The organism is [Micrococcus luteus] ATCC 49442 (assembly GCF_010367585.1).
Lineage (GTDB): Bacteria > Actinomycetota > Actinomycetes > Actinomycetales > Micrococcaceae > Arthrobacter > Arthrobacter luteus_A.
Genome location: NZ_JAAAXP010000001.1, coordinates 3,247,075 through 3,266,833, shown reverse-complemented (window position 1 = coordinate 3,266,833; position 19,759 = coordinate 3,247,075). Strand labels below are relative to the sequence as shown.

General features: G+C 60.9%; 14 protein-coding genes. 6 read left to right on the top strand and 8 right to left on the bottom strand.

Features of this window, described 5'->3' with window-relative positions; genetic code table 11:
* Positions 1–5,132 precede the first annotated feature (5,132 nt).
* The 8 genes from GUV69_RS14860 to rpmH form a co-directional block, all read right to left on the bottom strand.
* The gene (locus GUV69_RS14860) at positions 5,133–6,485 is read right to left on the bottom strand and encodes a ParB/RepB/Spo0J family partition protein (RefSeq protein WP_164203801.1); all 1,353 of its coding nucleotides are present in this window, start codon (positions 6,483–6,485) and stop codon (positions 5,133–5,135) included.
* A gap of 67 nt (positions 6,486–6,552) precedes the next feature.
* Positions 6,553–7,620 (bottom strand): ParA family protein, encoded by a 1,068-nt coding sequence (locus tag GUV69_RS14855; RefSeq protein WP_164203800.1) that lies wholly within the window; start codon positions 7,618–7,620, stop codon positions 6,553–6,555.
* Between the two features lie 86 nt (positions 7,621–7,706).
* Positions 7,707–8,357 (bottom strand): 16S rRNA (guanine(527)-N(7))-methyltransferase RsmG, encoded by a 651-nt coding sequence (rsmG, locus tag GUV69_RS14850; protein WP_164203798.1) that lies wholly within the window; start codon positions 8,355–8,357, stop codon positions 7,707–7,709.
* Between the two features lie 20 nt (positions 8,358–8,377).
* Positions 8,378–8,944, bottom strand: coding sequence for a Jag family protein (locus GUV69_RS14845; protein ID WP_164203796.1), 567 nt, complete (start codon positions 8,942–8,944; stop codon positions 8,378–8,380).
* Positions 8,944–9,918, bottom strand: a complete 975-nt coding sequence (yidC, locus tag GUV69_RS14840; protein WP_164203793.1) for a membrane protein insertase YidC — start codon at positions 9,916–9,918, stop codon at positions 8,944–8,946. The genes GUV69_RS14845 and yidC overlap by 1 nt, the downstream gene beginning before the upstream one ends.
* 16 nt (positions 9,919–9,934) lie before the next feature.
* Entirely contained in the window at positions 9,935–10,330 is a 396-nt protein-coding gene (gene yidD, locus GUV69_RS14835) for a membrane protein insertion efficiency factor YidD (RefSeq protein ID WP_164203790.1), read from the bottom strand.
* Positions 10,323–10,733 (bottom strand): ribonuclease P protein component, encoded by a 411-nt coding sequence (gene rnpA / locus GUV69_RS14830; protein ID WP_164203787.1) that lies wholly within the window; start codon positions 10,731–10,733, stop codon positions 10,323–10,325. The genes yidD and rnpA overlap by 8 nt, the downstream gene beginning before the upstream one ends.
* 40 nt (positions 10,734–10,773) lie before the next feature.
* Positions 10,774–10,911: a 50S ribosomal protein L34 gene (gene rpmH, locus GUV69_RS14825; RefSeq protein WP_003800212.1), complete on the bottom strand. Its 138-nt coding sequence runs from the start codon at positions 10,909–10,911 to the stop codon at positions 10,774–10,776.
* A gap of 467 nt (positions 10,912–11,378) precedes the next feature.
* Here rpmH and dnaA point away from each other — a divergent pair, with 467 nt between their 5' ends.
* From dnaA to gyrB, 6 genes are all read left to right on the top strand, one after another.
* On the top strand, positions 11,379–12,800 hold the full coding sequence (dnaA, locus tag GUV69_RS14820; protein WP_164203784.1) for a chromosomal replication initiator protein DnaA: 1,422 nt from the start codon (positions 11,379–11,381) through the stop codon (positions 12,798–12,800).
* Positions 12,801–13,326: 526 nt separating this feature from the next.
* Entirely contained in the window at positions 13,327–14,451 is a 1,125-nt protein-coding gene (gene dnaN, locus GUV69_RS14815) for a DNA polymerase III subunit beta (protein WP_164203780.1), read from the top strand.
* A gap of 103 nt (positions 14,452–14,554) precedes the next feature.
* Complete coding sequence (gnd, locus tag GUV69_RS14810) at positions 14,555–15,439, top strand: phosphogluconate dehydrogenase (NAD(+)-dependent, decarboxylating) (RefSeq protein ID WP_164203777.1); 885 nt, start codon at positions 14,555–14,557, stop codon at positions 15,437–15,439.
* A gap of 45 nt (positions 15,440–15,484) precedes the next feature.
* Positions 15,485–16,702, top strand: coding sequence for a DNA replication/repair protein RecF (gene recF, locus GUV69_RS14805; protein WP_164203776.1), 1,218 nt, complete (start codon positions 15,485–15,487; stop codon positions 16,700–16,702).
* On the top strand, positions 16,695–17,252 hold the full coding sequence (locus GUV69_RS14800; RefSeq protein ID WP_164203773.1) for a DciA family protein: 558 nt from the start codon (positions 16,695–16,697) through the stop codon (positions 17,250–17,252). The genes recF and GUV69_RS14800 overlap by 8 nt, the downstream gene beginning before the upstream one ends.
* A gap of 374 nt (positions 17,253–17,626) precedes the next feature.
* Positions 17,627–19,717, top strand: coding sequence for a DNA topoisomerase (ATP-hydrolyzing) subunit B (gene gyrB / locus GUV69_RS14795; protein WP_164203770.1), 2,091 nt, complete (start codon positions 17,627–17,629; stop codon positions 19,715–19,717).
* Positions 19,718–19,759: the final 42 nt, after the last annotated feature.

Here is a 19,759-nt window from a genome sequence, read left to right as displayed (position 1 = left end):
CGTGAAACACACCGACGAACGATGCTGAAGCTCCCCGCATTTCCGCACATCAGGGAATGGTGCTTCTTGTCCGGTTCAAACGTGAGAGAAGGTTTGTGCTGCGAAATATTCGAATCCGCACTCTTCTGCTCTAACATCCCTTTCCCTTGGCATCTCAAATCAACAGAGCTCCTTTGCAGGAACACGATCCGATCCGACAGCGTGGTGACCATATGGCCCCTAGAACAACCTGGGCGATGGGGCGATTCACCTCCGTCACGGCTCGGCCGGGATCAATCGTCGACTGCAGCACTGTTTCACGTGAAACGTAGTCAAAGCGCCACCGGTACAAGAGGTGACTCCATCGACGCGTCCTCACCACCGAGGTGGTCCACCGGGACACCTTGTCTGGTTCTAAATAGACGAAGAGCGAGGATACACCTGATGATCACCACGTTCTATCTGCAAAGTCCTACCAGGGCCCCGCAGCCGCGGAATCTAGCGGTATGCGACTAGAACCCATTGATTTACCGGATTGAAAGCGCCCAGATTCTCGAAAACTCCATCTGCTAAACCGCCCACTTCCCATGGCAATCCTGTCAAAGCCCAAGTGCACAACAACAACAGACGAGGGTCCACTCGTCGAAAGGCCTTGCCGCAGCAGAAGGACAAGGCGCTGCCAGGACAACAACGCCCGGCACAAAGGAATGATGCGGGAAACCCTTAGTAGGCCATTGGCTGCTTGCCAGGACTCATGGAACCGGGAAACGAGCTCCACCACTCATGCCGTTCACGTTTGTGGAACCAAGCTCGCCGGAATGGTGACGCCAACCGCTTCGATTGGGGGAGACCACTCGGTGACACGAGTTCCTCGAGATGAATCCTTGGACAGGGTCCTTCGCTGAAACCTGTGGCTGAGTTGTCGAGCAGGAGACAAAGCGTTCCATTGCAGAAATCATACCCAATATGCCCTGCAGATTCTGTGGCTAGTAGGTCGCCTGCAACGAACGGAACATGAAGCACCCATGCAAGAACACCATGAAGGCGAAAGAGGATGACGACGTTGACGTCTCAGGCGTTGGGAGAGTTTACCGGGAAACCCGGAGCGTAGGGGATCAGTTGGGGCTCTGCACAGGGCTCCGGCCGGCGGTGTGTTGACCACTTCCAAGATCGAGCAGGACTCCGCAGACAGAAAACTCGCCCAACTCCTTAAGTTGGGGCGGTGGCGACCCATGCATTCGCGTCGTACAACATGACAACAGCAGCATCCTCACTTCTGGCCCACGCGGAGCACCCAGTCGGCTCCACCCGGCAGCGTACAAAGCTTCAGTCTGCCGAAGAGGCGGTCCTCCAGGGCGCATGCCGGATTGCCAATATCTAGGTACTGTAAGAGTTCAGCTCCGGCGGCGGTGAGAGCAAACCCCGCTTGCCAACACCTCTTTATGCCGTGCACCCAGGTCAGATCCGCCGCCCAGCTTCATGTTTCACGTGAAACGAAGTAGTTTAGGCCAGCTGAGGTCCGCTCCGTGGCCTTCAATGTTTCACGTGAAACGACGACCCTCCCGGATAACGTGAGCCTGGAGTCTCTGTACTCTGGGCCAGACCTTCCACGCAGCCACCGCGGCACCTCCATAGCACGGGGACGCAGCGTTGCTTGCCCGGGGCGGTCATACACAACGCGCCCAACGTCTAACCGCGGCTAACACCCCAAGCCTCTGCTCATCACACCGCGCACCGCAACCCACGGTGGTCAGCACATCACGACGCCGGCACACCACGTCGCTGGCGCCCAGCGCGGGCACGTACGGCGGACACTTCACATGCCACGGAACGAATTCCTACGTCAACACACCCACAATGAGAGGGCGGTCAGGGGACATCCCCGCCCAAGGCCGCAAGACCCGGTGTGCGGCGTTTGAGGCTACCCAGGAGAGGGCACACGCGTAGGCGTCACCAAGAGCTTCATCGAGCCTCTAAAGCCAGACACCGTCCTTGCATGCACGAGAGCGAACAGCGCACGAATCTATCCGCCCAAGAGGTGCAGCCGAAGACCCTGGATTAGCTGCACCGGCATCCGGTACGCACGAGCCAACCCACCTCACCGCCGAAAGAAGGGCCGAAGCTCGGGCACTCCACGGGGGTAGGTGCCCTCGGATCACGGCGACGGGAGTGGATGCAGTGTCAGAGTCAGGGTCAGAGTCAGGGTCAGAGTCGGAGTGTGATCGTCGCTAAGTACGGACCTCGCACCCTGAAAACTCTTCAAGGTATGTCAAAACCGCGGAGCTCCGCAGGTCTGCGAAGCAGTGATCGACAATCACTCGGCTATCGTTCTCCTGTGTCCACGCACGGTGAATTCCTACGGAGGGCGCCAGCGATAGGAGCTGTACAGAGGAAGCTCCATCTGCAGCCAGCGATCTCCACGGCGGAATTCGGCCTGGAGATCGTCATTCCTCGCGAGTTATCCCCAGGAGTTATCCACAGCAATATCCACATCGATTTCCACAGACTTATCCACCGATACGAGCAGCCAATAATCGAGATCACGGCTACACGTGGGAAGGTGAGGCATCTCCCAAGTTGCGCTGCCGAGTGTACGCCCGATCACATCCAATCGGGCAGCCGGAAAATTCCGCTGGTCGGATCGAAAACGCGGGCTAAATCGGTCATATACGGACGATTTGCCGCTTCTGGTAACGATTGCAGCAGTTCCGGCGATGTTTCACGTGAAACACGCTACTGCCCGGGCGAGTCAGGAGTTTGCTTCGCCTACGAGCGTCGCTAATTGGATTCGTTGGGGCTCTCCCTTACCGTCACACGTCGCTGGCAACTATCCACAAAGTTATCCACAGGAATATCCACCGTCGAAATCGAAAGAAGTCGTTGGGAAGGTGAACCGCCAAGAACGCGCTCGTGCTTTCCCGGTGGACGATCGGCGCACGTGAACGACCCTCCCGTCTCCCCGTCGAGCGAGGGACCATGAGACAGGCGAGCGACTGGACTGCACAAAGGGCAGGTACAGCTTCTCGGAGTCGCACCCCTTCCGACCATTTGAAGCCCCCGCATAGCCGGGCAGCCTCCTACGGCCCACCGCTCGAAATTGGCCCTCACGAATCTTGTGGATGTTCCCGCGATCGCAGGGCGTCATGTCACAACAACAGCCCAAGGCCACCCAGGCCCTAGACCGTTTCGAATGTTAAGCCCGCTCCGCCAGCCGACGACCACCGGAACGCGCGATATATCTAATGCGCGATTTTGGCGTGCTGTGCAACAAGCTGCGTTCCGAAAAGACTCCCTCATGCCGGCAAGGCAAGGACCGTGACACTGCACTAAAAGCGGGTCTAATGTCGGACTCGTATGAATCCGCTGTTACGTCTTCTGTGCCTCCCGCTACCATCCCCTGACCGTGACCAACCAGTGCCACGAGGCCCGGGTTTTGGTGCCTGCGCACAGCAAGCAAGTACGGGGACCATCATCGCCCTTCTCATCGGCTCTATTGATGAAAAACTAAAACTATCCATGAGGTGCCAGTCAGCCGTGCGGTCCTCAGCAGCTCAGCGGAACCCGGCCACGAAGTCCCGGGAACGCCACAACCGCCCACGCCGAGCTCGGGGGGAGGGGCTCCGCACAGCCATGGGTACCCCGAGGAGACCAACATCGGCCTTGGTCTGCCGGCGCACTATAACTGCCACGTGGCTAAGGGGGTGACGCGGCTCGAAACCCGGGACAAGGGCCGTGGGTAGTAGCTTCGCGTAAGGGCTTCGAAGCAGGGCAGGGATCACTGTGGACTATCTATGCGCCCTCACAGATACAGATGCTGCCCCGTACAGCCCGCCCTTTGATTCGTCCGACCTGGCGGAGCGGCCCACGACTACATGCGGCATGTGCGAGCCCGTGGAAGCGCCTGAGAGCGCCTGAGAGGGCGTTCGTAAGGTTCTGCCGTCCACGCAGTACACGTCCACGCAGCAGGGGACAGCTGCCTTCCCACAAACACGCCGAGGATCATCCTGTGCATCCATCATGGGAGTCAGCAGGACCATTCATATCCAGGGCCTCCACCGACATAGCAGGCGACAAGCTGGTGCGCTTTCGGGGGCGCTACGCGAACACCATCCTGAATTCCTTAGATCTGTACACCTACGCGGTACGGGTCCCGGTATAGAGGATCGATGCCTGGATTCGTGAACGTCTGCTCCAGGGTACCAGCCCAACGTGCGCGACGTTTCACGTGAAACGCATCCACGGCGTGGATGGAATGTCAGCTAACTCGGCAAATGCTACTGCCCCTCATGCAGATCCGGGATACACCGGGGGACCGCCGGCGTCGAGTCAATGATAGTTTCAGCCCGCGTAGTCGTGTGATGCTGTGAAAACATTCAGTTTACAAGAGCTATCGGGAACACAGATCGCCACCACGTGACCTCCTCGCCCGTGCTGCCGAAGCTCCGAAAGTGCACGCGCTTGTTAGACGGAGCCGATGACGGCGACAAACAGTCTGCCAAACAGAAGCAGCCCCGCGGGGTTCAAGTCGCTTGTTTCACGTGAAACTGCCGCGCACGGGCCACTGCAAAGAGACGAAGGCAGTGACGAGGCCATGGATAGGAGCCAAATGCGTGTGTCCTGGCCGCTAGTCCTACTTACGCTGGTGTCATTGTCATCGAGTGCTCCAACAAACCATGGCCGTTCCTCTACGTACAAAGCTAAAGAGCACCGGAACCAACTTCAATCAACCAAAGCAACGGAGCCAGAAGCCCAGCGACCAGATCCGCGAACTAGAATCCACGCACCCAGTCAGGGACGGTTACCTTGCACGCAATCAAAGTGCCACTAATGCTACGCAACAGCGAGCCATCCGAGGTAGCGAGCGGAGTGTATACGAGGGAAGGCAAGCAGGAGTAGGGCAGCACTTAGCTAAAGGACGATCGCAGTCGGCGGCGGGCGGCGGAGGGCGGCGTGCGGCGGGCGGCGTGCGGCGGGCGGCGTGCGGCGGGCGGCGGGCCATTGAAGCATTATCAGGAGCGAATGCACCGTAGCAGCCCAAAAGGGAGATTCACCTCGCACAATGTGAACAGCAAAAAGGGAGGGCTGTTTCACGTGAAACAGTCCCTCCCTCGGTGACTAACCCACAGTCTAGGCTGCAAGCATCGTCATGCCGGCTAGTTTTCGGCCCCCGGCGCAAGAACCTCCATGATGCGGTTCAGGTCTTCAACACTGGCAAACTCTATGCTTACCCGGCCCTTGCGGACACCTAGGGAGATCTTCACATTGGTGTCCAGGCGATCCGAGAGGGACGATGCCAGGTAGTCAAGACGCTCATGGCGTGCCCCCGGACGAGGGATATTGTTCTTGGCAGGCTTGGTCGGATCCTGGTACAGGGTCACGGCTTCTTCAGTAGCCCGCACAGACATACCTTCCGCCACAATCTTTTGCGCGAGGCGTTCCATTGCTGCCGCGTCCGGAAGAGCCAGCAGAGCACGCGCATGGCCGGCAGAAAGAACGTTTGCCGCAACCCGCCGCTGCACAAGGGGAGGCAGCTTAAGCAAACGAAGCGTGTTCGATACCTGAGGACGGGAACGGCCGATACGGTCAGCGAGCTGTTCGTGCGTTGTTCCGAAATCCTCGAGCAGCTGCTGGTAGGCGGCCGCTTCTTCAAGGGGGTTCAGCTGGCTGCGGTGGAGGTTCTCCAGGAGTGCGTCCCTGAGAAGGTCATCATCGGTGGTATCCCGCACGATGGCCGGTATGGTTTCCATACCTGCGGCCTGTACTGCACGCCAGCGGCGCTCACCCATGACCAGTTCATATGGCTCTCCACCCTTTTCGGTTGAAGTACGCACCACAATTGGCTGGAGGACGCCTATTTCACGGACAGAGTGAATCAGCTCCGCCATGTCGTCCTCATCGAAGACCGAACGGGGCTGTTTCCGGTTTGGGTGGATGTCGGAGACCGGGATCTCAGCAAAGCGAACCCCGGGGACCTCTATAAGGTCAACCCCGTTGTCCACTCGGTTGTTGAGGTCCTCAGTGTCATTGGCAACAGAGGACGGCGTCGCGGCAGGCTCAGCTTCCAAAGCCTCCTCGGCTGCTGGGGTACCGGAGGACGTCGTGGGTTTGGCCGGACCCTTGGCGGAGGTCTTAGCCGGAGCCTCCGTCACGGCAGGTTTGTCAGTCGCCGTCGGCGCAGGCTTGATGGGGGAGCCGGAATCCGGGGCGGCCGCATCTTTGGCTGCCTGGTCATCCCGGGGCGTTGTCTGCTTCGCCGAAGCAACCGCTGTCCGCTTTTGCGGTGCCCCTGCCGGTGCTGAGCCGGGGGTCGACCGGGTCCTGGCGCCCCCCGGCTTCGCATCGTCTTCTACAACGCCCGGTGAGGAATCAATTTTCTTCCGGCCTTCGGGAAAGAAGAGGTCCACGGGCCGCGAAACAGCAGTCCCATTGCCCGACCCACTACCAGCGGCGGAACTTGGAATGAGTGCGCCAAGTCCGCGGCCCAGGCCGCGTCGCTTCTCGCTCATGGATAAATCCCTCCGATGGAAGAGTCAGGCACTGCCGGACTCCGGTTGTTGCAGTATTTTGAAGATTTTAGCGTTCAGCGATTTCCGCTGCGGCTTCCAGATAAGACAAGGCACCACTGGAGGAAGGATCGTACGTCATCACAGTCTGCTGGTAGCTGGGTGCTTCCGAGATCCGTACCGAGCGGGGAACCACTGCACCCAGGACCTGGTCCGGGAAGTGCTGGCGAACCTCAGCCGCGACCTGTGCTGCTAGGTTGGTCCGGCCGTCGTACATCGTCAGAAGAATCGTGGAAACCACGAGATCCGCGTTCAAATGCTTTTGGATCATTTCGATGTTTTTGAGGAGCTGACTCAGTCCCTCCAGGGCGTAGTACTCACACTGGATGGGGATCAGGACCTCGCCGGCAGCACAGAAGGCGTTCACCGTGAGAAGCCCCAGGCTTGGCGGGCAGTCAATGAAGATGTAGTCGAGCCGTTCCTCGCCATTCTTCGCCCGGGTCTTGGCGTAAACGTCGATTGCCCTGCGCAACCGCTGTTCACGGGCTACGAGGGAGACGAGCTCAATCTCAGCGCCGGCCAAATGAATGGTGGCAGGAGCACAGATCAGGTTGCGAATGTCCGGGCAGGGTGCCACCACATCAGCCAGCGGGAAATCGTTGATCAGGACGTCGTAGATGCTGTCCACATCCGCGTGGTGCTCCACGCCGAGGGCGGTGGAGGCGTTGCCCTGCGGATCGATGTCGATGACCAGAACGTTCAAGCCAGCGGCGGCAAGGGCCGCGGCAATGTTCACGGTAGTGGTTGTCTTACCCACTCCGCCCTTCTGGTTGGACACGGTAAAAATACGTGTCTTGTCAGGCTTGGGCAGTTCCCTGCCAACCAGGCGCTCCCGGCGCTTCGTCTCGTGTGCCAGTTCACGCGCTATGGGGCTGGAGTCATCCATCGTGTCAATGACGTTTGTCTTGCCGCCCGACGCTGTTTCACGTGAAACAGCGGGAAACTTTGCCACGCCTGCAACCGGAGTAGGGTGATTTTCCCCTCGTACCGGTACAGAACCCATGCCAGCAAATGAACGTGCTGACCCCAAAGACACAAACGGGGGGATCCGTTGTGTGGAGGCTTCGCTACTGGTCACTGGGACACACTCACTCTCGTTCAGCTGTTGCTGCCGTTGTCTAGCCTAACCGCTTCGTCCTGCAGACCAAGGTTACCGGGCCCGGACTACGCAATCTTTCGGGACTTGTTTACAACGATTCGGACCACCGTGGTGGGTTCCTCCAAGAGGCTTTCCCCGACGGTCAACACCGACGTCTGGACGCCGCCGAGTTTGCGGATAACCTTCGCGGCTTTTTCGATTTCTTCCCCGGCGCTGCGGCCCTTGATCGCCACAACTTCACCCTGGCCGGCCAGCAGGGGGATGGTCAGGCCGGCCAGGTTACTCAGTGCGGAGACGGCACGGGCAGTGACCACATCGGCATCAACCATGCCGACTGCAAGTTCAGCCCGGGTCCGCATGATGGTGACGTTTGTCAGGCCCAGATCGTCCACCACTTCCTGGAGCCAGATCACGCGGCGTTCCAGCGGCTCGATCAGGGTGAGCTCAAGATCAGGCCGCGCGATGGCGAGGCAGAGCCCCGGCAGTCCGGCCCCGCTCCCCACATCGGCAACGTGGCTGCCGTGGGCGATCTCGCTTTCGATGACGGCACAGTTGAGCACGTGCCGGCTCCACAGACGCGGGATCTCGCGAGGCCCGATAAGCCCGCGCTCAGTACCGGAAGTAGCCAAGTGCTCGACATACCGCTTGGCGAGATCCAGGCGGTCACCGAAGATCTTCTCAGCCGCCAGCAGTTCTGCCGCCGTGATATCAACCATGGTCAACGTTCAGCAATTCTCTAGTCAGCGGAAACTACGATGTGGCGGCCCGAGCCTTCGCCTTCAGATTCACTGACCAGGCCAAGGTCGGCAACGGCGTCGTGAACAATCTTGCGTTCGTAGGCACTCATCGGTTCCAGAGCCACGGCCTTGCCGGTCTCCTTCACTGCGGCGGCCGCATCTTCGGCAATCTTCTGCAGGTGGCCGGCGCGCTGCTGGCGGTAGCCGTTGATGTCCAGCACCAGGCGTGAGCGGTTCTCCGTGGCAGACAGCACGGAAAGCCGTGTCAGCTCCTGCAGGGCCTCGAGGACTTCGCCGTCTTCGCCTACCAGGGCGTCAAGGCCGTCCGTTTCTTCCTCAGCCACGATGGAAATGTACGTGCGGCCGTTGCGCACCTCGATGTCAATGTCACCATCGATGTCCGCGATGTCGAGGAGCTCCTCCAGATAGTCCGCGGCGACGTCGCCTTCCTCTTCGAGGCGGCTTGCGGCAGTCCCCTTGGGGTTGGCGTCGGTGTCCGTGGTGGTTTCGTCCTGGTCGTCAATGACCTCGTCGGAAAGGGCGTGTTCGGTGCTTTCAGCAGACATTACTTCTTCTTCCTGTTCTTACGCTGGGGCTGGACGCGCTGTCCCTTTTGCTCGATGACCGCCGCAGCGGCAGCTGCCTCCGCTTCGGCGTCGGCCTTCTTTCCGCCCAGAATGGGCAGGGCCGGCAGGCCCTTGGCCGCCCTGCGCTCGGCGAGTGCCTTCGCAGCGGGGGATCCCGGCGTGGGCATGCGGCGGATGACGAAGAACTGCTGCGCCATGGTCCAAAGGTTGGTGGTGGTCCAGTAGATGAGGACACCGATGGGGAAGTTGATGCCGCCCACGCCGAACACGACAGGCAGGATGTAAAGCATCATCTTCTGCTGCCGCATGAACGGGCTGGCCATGGCCTCTTCGGACATGTTCTTGGCCATAATCTGCTTCTGCGTGATGAACTGCGAGGCCGTCATGGCCAGGATCATCACGATCGAGAGGATCCAGACGGCTGTCAGGTTGCCTTCTCCACCGTGAAGGAGAGAAGCGGACAGGGTGGCACCGAAGATGGTGGAGTCATCAAACTGCACCACTTGCTCGTGGCTCATGGCCCCAATGCCGGCACCCTTGTCGCGGGCAGCGCTGATGCCGGACAGCACCTGGAAGAGAGCGAAGAAGAAGGGCATCTGGATCAGCATGGGCAGGCAGGCCGAGAACGGGTTGGTGCCGTGCTTCTTGTACATGGCCATCTGTTCCTGTGCCATGGCCTGGCGGGACAGCTGGTCGGTCTTGCCCTTGTACTTGTCCTGGAGTTTCTTCAGGTCCGGCTGCAGCAGCTGCATGCCGCGCTGCGCCTTGATCTGCTTGACGAACACCGGGATCAGGGCGGCGCGGATCACCAGCACCAGGCCGATGATCGACAGGGTCCACGTCCAGCCTGACGCTTCAGGCAGGCCGATAGTGCTCAGGCCCTCGTGGAAGCCCACCATGATGATGGAAACCAGCCACTTGAACGGAAACATGATTGTTTCAAAGAAGTCCATACGATATCCCTATTCGTCAGGCCGCAACGCGGCCTTCTCCATCAGTCTGAGCAGCCAAGTACTTGTCCGGGTTGTTCAGCACAACAATTGTGGGGGTCCGGTCATCGGGCCAGTGGCGGTGACCGGCGGGGACATGGTCCACGCCGCCGGCGTTCCACGGATGGCAGCGCGCCAGACGGCGGGCGGCAAGCCAGCTGCCTTTCACTGCGCCATGGACAGTGATCGCCTCAAGGGCGTAGGCGGAGCAGGAAGGAAAAAACCGGCAGACCTGGCCGTACAAGGGGGAAATCACCTTGCGGTAGGCCATCAGCACCAGAATAAGAATGTTCTTGGGCAGGTTCCAAAGGAACGCGCACACAGTTGCAACACCAGGTTGAACGTAGCGGACGACGGCGGCAGTCACGTTACGCACGCGGTGTCCCTTCCTGTGTTGTACCGGTTGAACCGTTTACAGCAGCCCGCGGAAGGCGGCTGCCCAACCGGTTCATGGTCGATTCCAGTGCGGCGTTGTAATCCGCGAGCAGTTGATCCCAACTCGCGGTTGCCGACGCAGGCAGGGCCCGGACCACTATGGCAAACCCGGTACCGTACTCGCGCAGCGAGGCGGCACCGGCTTCTCTCAGTCTCCTCTTAACGAGGTTCCTGACCACAGCGTTCCCGACACCTTTGGAAACGATGAACCCGATCCGGCTGGGTTCGTCGGCAGCCAGAGCTGCCGCATATAACACTACGTTCCGGCGTCCATTGCGGACACCGGAACGTACAGTTGTGGAAAAATCGGTTGAGGTCCTCAAACGGTTACGGGTGGCCAGCACCTTAAACTCGCAAAGAAACAGTAAACCGACGAGTCAGAATCTAGGCCGACAGTTCGGTGCGGCCCTTGCCACGACGGGCTGCCAGGATGGCACGGCCGGCACGGGTACGCATACGAAGGCGGAAGCCGTGCTTCTTGGCTCGACGGCGGTTATTCGGCTGAAAAGTCCGCTTGCTCACGTTAGTTACTCCAGTGGATCAAAGGTGCGCCCACCCGATCAGTAAAAGGGAAGAACTGGCCGACGCTAAGTTTTGTATATGCGCGCTTCCCCCGGCTGCCCAAACGCAAAGCGTCGGAGAGATTCAGATGGGGGCGGAAAGCGCACACAAAGGACTTCACAACATTAGGCAAAATGCGCCCCGGAGTCAAACCGGACAGTGCCTTCGCACCTGCCCATGGCTGTGGCTAACCTTGCCCCACAGCCTGTGGATGAACTGGCTCACAGGGCCTGTTTTCGAACCACAACGGTGTAATTATCCACAAGCTACTTCCCAGCTATCTTCTAGCGTTTTGATCCCCTAGAGTGGCTCAGTAGCCGATTATCCACGGACTGTGCATAACCCTGTGGATGAAGCTGGACCAACATCCTGGTTCCGGACTTGGGGCTGCACGTAATGCAGGCACGCAAGTTTTGAGGAACTGATTTATGACAGTAGACGAAGCCAACCACGCCAATACTGTCGGAAGTTCCTGGCGGCGCGTTGTGACCCTCCTCGAGCAGGACCATCGCGTTTCGCCGCGGCAGCGGGGCTTTGTCATCCTGGCCCAGGCCCAGGGCCTGATCGGATCCACGCTCCTGGTGGCCGTCCCGAACGAACTGACCCGCGAGGTCCTGCAGACCCAGGTCAAGGACGCCCTCGATGACGCGCTGCACAACGTCTTCTCCGAGGACATCCGCTGCGCGATCGACGTGGACACCGATCTGGTGCCTCTCCACGTGGAGCCGGAACCCGTCGTCGAGCCTTCCTACTCACCTGACCAGCTCATCGAGCAGAAGCCGCAGCCCATGCTGCCGAGCACTTCGCACGAATTCGGCCGGCTGAACCCCAAGTATGTTTTCGATACCTTCGTGATCGGTTCATCCAACCGTTTTGCCCACGCCGCGGCCGTGGCCGTGGCCGAAGCACCCGCCAAGGCGTACAACCCCCTCTTCATCTACGGGGATTCAGGGCTCGGCAAGACCCACCTGCTCCACGCGATCGGCCACTACGCCCGGCGCCTCTACAGCGGCATCCGGGTCCGCTACGTAAATTCCGAAGAGTTCACCAACGACTTCATCAACTCCATCCGTGATGACGAGGGCGCCAGCTTCAAGACCACGTACCGCAACGTGGATGTGCTGCTGATTGATGACATCCAGTTCCTGGCCGGCAAGGACCGGACGCTGGAGGAGTTCTTCCACACCTTCAATTCGCTGCACAACAACAACAAGCAGGTGGTCATCACCTCGGACCAGCCGCCCAAGCTGCTGGCCGGTTTCGAGGACCGGATGAAATCCCGCTTCGAGTGGGGCCTCCTCACGGATATCCAGCCGCCTGAACTCGAAACCCGCATTGCTATTTTGCGGAAGAAAGCCCTGAGCGAAGGCTTGTCCGCCCCCGACGATGCCCTCGAATACATCGCTTCCAAGATCTCCAGCAACATCCGGGAACTTGAAGGTGCGCTGATCCGGGTGACGGCGTTCGCCAGCCTGAACCGCCAGCCGGTGGACGTCGCCCTCGCTGAGATGGTCCTAAAAGACCTCATCACCGACGACGGAGCCCAGGAGATCACGTCAAGCCAGATCCTGATCCAGACCGCAGACTACTTCAAACTCACCATGGAAGAACTCTGCAGCAAGTCCCGCACCCGGACTTTGGTCACCGCCCGCCAGATCGCCATGTACCTCTGCCGGGAACTGACGGATATGTCGCTGCCGAAGATCGGCCAGGAGCTCGGCGGCCGGGACCACACCACCGTGATCCACGCCGACCGCAAGATCCGGGAGCTGATGGCTGAGCGGCGTGTGATCTACAACCAGGTCACCGAGCTGACCAACCGCATCAAGCAGCAGCAGCGCGACTCCTGAGGCGTCGCCTCTATACCTTATTAACAGGTGCATGTGGATAACCCTGTGGATAGTTAAGGGGACAACCGCGCTTAATGGGCTTAAAACCCTTAAGCCGCCTGTGGATCAGCAAAATCCCAAAAATAGTTATCCCCATCCACAGGCTGTTTAAAACTCGTCAGCCCACAATCGATGAACAGGGCTTAACCGCTGGATCCTGCGGTCGGATCGAGTTATCCACAGTTTCCACAGCAGTTATTAACACTACTAATCCCAATTAATTGAGTTCCTCAAATAACAATCTCGATCCGCACGCCAAACCGGCAGGGGCCCAAGGGCCCAAGCCGTCGACGGGGTCCTTGCCGGGGATGGGTTAATCGGCGGTCTTCCGGCTAAGCTGTCAGCAGCGCTCCCATCCTTGGGTTTCTTTGTGGTTCAGCAATCGGGGAACCATGCAGGTCCCGTCGTTGGAGCGCGACTACTTTTGGACTCCCTGCGGAGTTTCCGGTTCAGATATGGCAGCAGCAATGAAAGGCGGCACCCTTCCGTGAAGTTCAGAGTCGAACGGGACGTCCTGGCAGAAGCCGTCACCTGGACAGCCCGGTCGTTGTCTCCGCGGCCGCCGGTTCCAGTGCTGTCCGGCCTTCTTCTGAAGGCTGAAGCCGGCACCGTGAGTCTCTCCAGCTTCGATTACGAGACCTCTGCACGGTTGGAAATCCCGGCGGACATCCGCACCGAAGGCACCATCCTGGTCTCCGGCCGCCTTCTTGCTGACATCTGCCGCAGTCTTCCGTCCGCTCCGGTGGATGTTGAGACAGATGGCAATAAGGTCACGCTGACTTGCCGGCGCAGCAGCTTCCATCTCGCCACCATGCCTGAAGCCGAATACCCGCCCTTGCCGGCGTTGCCCACCATTAGCGGCACCGTGCCAGGCGACGCTTTCGCCCAGGCGGTGTCCCAGGTGATAATCGCGGCCAGCAAGGACGACACACTTCCCATCCTCACCGGCGTCCGCATGGAGATCGAGGACGATCTCATCACCCTCCTGGCCACAGACCGCTACCGCCTGGCCATGCGGGAAGTGCCGTGGAAACCAGCCACCCCCGGGATTTCCACCAGTGCGCTCGTCAAGGCAAAGACTCTCAACGAAGTGGCGAAAACCCTCGGTAACAGCGGCGACATCAACCTCGCCCTCGCTGATGACGACAGCCGGCTGATTGGTTTCGAAAGCGGCGGCCGCACCACCACATCACTGCTGGTTGACGGCGATTACCCCAAGATCCGTTCGCTCTTCCCGGACTCAACCCCGATCCATGCGACAGTCCAGACCCAGGAGCTGGTTGAGGCTGTCCGCCGCGTGTCGCTCGTGGCTGAACGCAACACCCCGGTCCGGCTCGCCTTCACGCAGGGCCTTCTGCACCTGGATGCCGGCACCGGCGAGGACGCCCAGGCATCCGAAGAACTCGAAGCCCAGCTTTCCGGCGACGACATCACTGTGGCGTTCAACCCGCACTACCTGGTGGAAGGGCTGGCCGTCATCGAAACGAAGTTCGTCAGGTTCTCCTTCACCACCGCCCCGAAGCCCGCCATGATCACGGCCCAGGCCGACGCCGATGGTGAGGACCAGGACGACTACCGGTACCTGGTTATGCCCGTCCGCCTCCCCAACTGAGTAGCGCCAACTGTCGTTTTGAGTCGCCAAAACGACAGTTAGAGCGACCTAGTTGGGCTGACCAGTTCAGAACCCGCCAACCCCGCGCAGAAAAGAGAGTCACGTGCACATCGGACTGATCGGCCTAGGCAAAATGGGGTTCAACATGCGCGAACGGCTGCGAAAGGGCGGCATCGAAGTCACCGGCTTTGACCGCAATCCCGAAGTAACCGACGTCGCGACCGTGGACGAGCTCATCGCCGCGGTCCCGTCTCCGCGGCTGATCTGGGTCATGGTCCCGTCCGGCGACATCACCGATACCGTCATCACCGAGCTGGGAACCAAGCTCGACGCCGGCGACCTCGTAATCGACGGCGGCAACTCCCGCTTCACGGAAGACCAGAAGCACGGCGCGGCGCTGGCCGAAAAGGGCATCCGTTTCGCTGACTGCGGTGTTTCCGGTGGCGTCTGGGGTCTGCAGAACGGCTACGGGCTGATGGCCGGAGGGGACGCTGCCGATATCGAGCGGGCACTGCCGGTGTTTGATGTCCTCCGTCCGGAAGGCGAACGCGCCGACAGCTTTGTCCACGTTGGCGGCATCGGTGCCGGGCACTACGCCAAGATGGTCCACAACGGCATTGAATACGGCCTGATGCAGGCCTACGCCGAAGGCTACGAACTGCTCGCCGCCAAGGACATCGTTACTGACCTGCCCGGAACATTCCGTGCCTGGCAAAAGGGCACCGTAGTCCGGTCCTGGCTGCTGGATCTGATGGTCAAGGCGCTGGACGAGGATCCGGGGCTGGCCTCCATTGATGATTACGTTGAGGATTCCGGCGAGGGACGCTGGACCGTGGAGGAAGCCATCGCCAACGCTGTTCCGGCGCCGGCCATCACCGCCGCGCTCTTTGCCCGCTTCTCATCCCGGGAAGACAACTCGCCTGCCATGAAGATGGTTTCCGCCCTGCGCCACCAGTTCGGCGGGCACGCCACCCGCCCAGCCAAGTAGCAACCGCCCCGGATCCATGGGGGATCCGAGAATTCTGAAGACCGAGTGTACCTAGAACACCTTTCGCTGACCGACTTCCGCAGCTACGCCCAGGTTGACTTTCCGCTCCAGCCCGGCGTCACCGTGCTGGTGGGATCCAACGGAATCGGTAAAACCAACCTCATGGAAGCCATCGGCTACCTGGCGACGCTCAGTTCGCACAGGGTGAGTTCCGACGGACCGCTCCTGCGGTTCGGGACGGACCGCGCGCTGGTCCGGGCACGGGTAGTCCGCGGCGGCCAGACCACGGTGCTGGAACTCGAGATCAACGCCAGCCGGGCCAACCGCGGCCGGATCAACCGCAGCAATCCGGTCCGGGCCAGGGATCTCCTGGGAATCTGCCAGACCGTGCTCTTCGCCCCCGAGGACCTGGCCCTGGTCAAGGGGGATCCATCAAACCGCCGCCGGTTCCTGGACGAACTGCTTGTCAGCCTGATACCCCGGCACTCCGCCACACGCACGGACTATGACCGCGTCCTGAAGCAGCGCAACGCGCTCCTCAAATCCGCCCGCACCGGCAAGTTCACCGCCGGCCATGAGGCCACCCTTGATGTGTGGGACCAGCACATGGCCCGGGCGGGTGCGGAGCTGCTCCACGCCAGGCTGGACCTGGTGGAACGCTTGCGCCCGCATCTGGCCAAGGCTTACGCCCAGCTGACAGACGGTTCCAAGGAAGCCGGTGCGGTCTACCGGTCCACACTGCAGAACCTGATGGACGACGACGGCGGCGCAGCACCCGGTGCCGCCGGCAGTTCCGCGGTGGCTGGCTCTGGCGTTTCCGGTTCTGCCGGAATTGAGGATCTTCGGTTCCTCACCGTCGAAGAACTCACCGGCCGCTACGTCCAGGCTTTCGCGGCGTCACGCCGCAAAGAACTGGAGCGCGGCATTTCCCTGGTGGGACCGCACCGGGATGAACTGGAACTCGTTCTCGGGGAAGCGCCAGCCAAGGGATACGCCTCGCACGGTGAAACGTGGTCCATGTGCCTTTCGCTGCGGCTTGCTTCCTATTACGTGATGCTGGACGACGCCCGCACCGGCGGGTCCGCGCCGATCCTTATCCTGGACGACGTTTTTGCCGAACTGGATGTCCACCGGCGGCGTAAACTGGCGGCAATAGTCTCAGGCGCGGAACAGGTCCTGGTGACCGCCGCCGTCGACGCCGATATTCCGGAGGAGCTCTCCGGCCGGCGGGTGAAGGTTATCCCGGGAGGAATCGATGAATAAGGACGACAAGGGCGGGCTGCAGCCCGGCCGCGATCCTGACAACATCGATGCGCCCCAGGCTGCATTGAACAGAATGCGCGAGGCCGCTGCAGCACGCGGTGAAATCCGCCGCAAGGCACCTCCCGCTGGCGGGGCCGCAAAAACGAAACGCGGCATCAGGGATACCCGGGGCTTCAGCCAGTTCCATTCCACGGGCCGGGATCCGCTGGGGCTGGGCAAGGTGGTGGGGCGCCTTGTCGCGGAACGCGGCTGGAGCTCACCGGTGGCGGTGGGGTCAGTCATGGCGGAGTGGGCCACGCTGGTGGGTCCGGAAATTTCGGCGCACTGCACGCCGGAGAGCTTCACCGACACCACACTCCACGTCCGCTGCGATTCGACGGCGTGGGCCACACAGCTGCGGCTGCTGAGCATCAGCCTGCTGGAGAAGTTTCGCACCGAACTCGGGGACGGCGTGGTCACCAGCATCCAGGTGCTCGGACCATCGGCACCGAGTTGGCGCAAGGGCGGACGGACAGTCAACGGCCGTGGTCCGAGGGATACGTACGGCTAGCCACCGCCGTCGACTCTTGAATATTGGTCCGGCGGCGTGTAGGGCGGTCTAACGCCCATGAGGCGTATAGGCACCCGGAGGAGGGACCGCGAGGGCGCCCAAGGCGGGGCCAATGGCCTCACACAGGCATGTCGGCCCTCCGCATCGGCCCTGGAATGCGGGTAAACCGCCTGATTCACGATAGAATCACATCAGATAACTGGGCGCCGGTGAAACGTTGACTGAGTCCGTTCTCCGCGCGTTTTCAGCAAGCGGACTTCGGTTCTTCAGGTCGACCTACTCGTCAGCGCCATCAGCTTGTGCCTGTTGGCGGCCGCTTTCCCTAGGGAAGGGCACCGCCGGCCATCATCGAAAAAGAGGAGTCGACAGCACCTGTGGCTAACGACAATACAGATACCCAGGAAATGGAACGCGCAGCGGAGGATGTCCCTACCCCCGACACACCCGCAGAGACCGCGGCCCCACGGGAATACGGCGCAAGCGACATCACAGTACTTGAAGGCCTCGAGGCTGTCCGGAAGCGTCCGGGTATGTACATCGGCTCCACCGGCCCGCGCGGCCTGCACCACCTGGTCTATGAAGTGGTGGACAACTCCGTTGACGAGGCACTGGCCGGGTATTGCACGCACATCGAAATCGTCCTGCGGGCCGACGGCGGCGTGAAGGTTGTTGACGACGGCCGCGGAATCCCCGTGGACATGCACCCCACCGAGCACAAACCCACCGTCGAAGTGGTCATGACCATCCTGCACGCCGGCGGAAAGTTCGGCGGCGGCGGATATGCGGTCTCCGGTGGCCTCCACGGCGTGGGTATCTCCGTGGTCAACGCGCTTTCCAGCCGCGTGGACACCGAGGTCCGCCGTCAGGGCCACGTCTGGCGGATGTCCTTCGCCGATGGCGGCAAGCCCCAGGGCAGCCTGGTCAAGGGTGAGGAAACCACCGAGACCGGTACCACCCAGACGTTCTACCCCGACGCGGACATTTTCGAATCCACAGAGTTCGATTTTGAGACCCTCCGGGCACGCTTCCAGCAGATGGCCTTCCTGAACAAGGGCCTGCGCATCACCCTCACGGACGAGCGTCCGGTTGCGGTGAAGTCCGATTCTGACGAGGACCTTGACCTCGACGCCGTTGTCACCGACGGTGAAGTCACCGCCGATCACCGCACTGTGGTGTACCAGTACAACGACGGCCTCCTGGACTATGTGAAGCACCTGAACTCGGGCAAGAAGGTTGACGTTGTCCACGAGGACGTCATCGCTTTCGAAACCGAGGACACGGACCGCAAAATCGCCTTGGAAATGGCGATGCAGTGGACCAGTGCGTACTCCGAAAGCGTTCACACGTATGCGAACACCATCAACACCCACGAAGGCGGAACCCACGAAGAGGGCTTCCGGGCCGCCATGACTTCCCTCATCAACCGCTATGCGCGGGAGAAGGGAATCATCAAGGAAAAGGACGACAACCTCACGGGCGATGACATCCGTGAAGGTTTGACGGCTGTTATCTCGGTCAAACTGGCCGAGCCGCAGTTTGAAGGCCAGACCAAGACGAAGCTCGGAAACTCAGAGGTCAAGGGTTTCGTCCAGCGCGTTGTCACCGACGGCCTGGGCGACTGGCTGGAACGCAACCCCGGCCCCGCACGCGACGTGATCCGCAAAGCCATCTCCGCGGCGCAGGCCCGGATGGCGGCCCGCAAGGCCCGCGACAACGCCCGCCGCAAGAGCCCGCTGGAATCCTTCGGCATGCCGGGCAAACTTTCCGACTGCTCCTCCAAGGATCCTGCCCGCTGCGAGGTCTACATCGTGGAGGGCGACTCCGCAGGTGGCTCTGCAAAGCGGGGCCGCAATCCCGAAACCCAGGCCATCCTGCCGCTGCGCGGAAAGATCCTGAACGTGGAGCGTGCCCGGCTGGACAAAGCCCTGGGCAACGCCGAGGTCCAGTCCATGATCACGGCGTTCGGCACCGGCATCGGTGAGGACTTCGACCTGGCCAAGCTCCGGTACCACAAGATCGTCCTGATGGCCGATGCCGACGTCGACGGCCAGCACATCACCACACTGCTGATGACGCTCCTGTTCCGCTACATGCGGCCGCTGATCGAAAACGGCTACGTCTACCTGGCACAGCCGCCGCTGTACCGGATCAAATGGTCCAACGCCCCGCACGACTACGTCTTCAGTGACAAGCAGCGCGACGCCAAACTCCTTTCCGGCCAGGCCGCCGGCCGCCGCATCCCCAAGGACAACGGCATCCAGCGCTACAAGGGCCTTGGCGAGATGGACTACACCGAACTGTGGGACACCACCATGGACCCGGACAACCGGACCCTCCTGCAGGTGACCATGGACGATGCCCTCGCCGCGGACCAGACGTTCTCCACCCTGATGGGCGAGGACGTGGAATCCCGCCGAAACTTCATTCAGCAGAACGCCAAGGACGTCAGGTTCCTGGATATCTAGCCGGTTCATCCGTAGATATTCCATAACCGACATATACCTGAA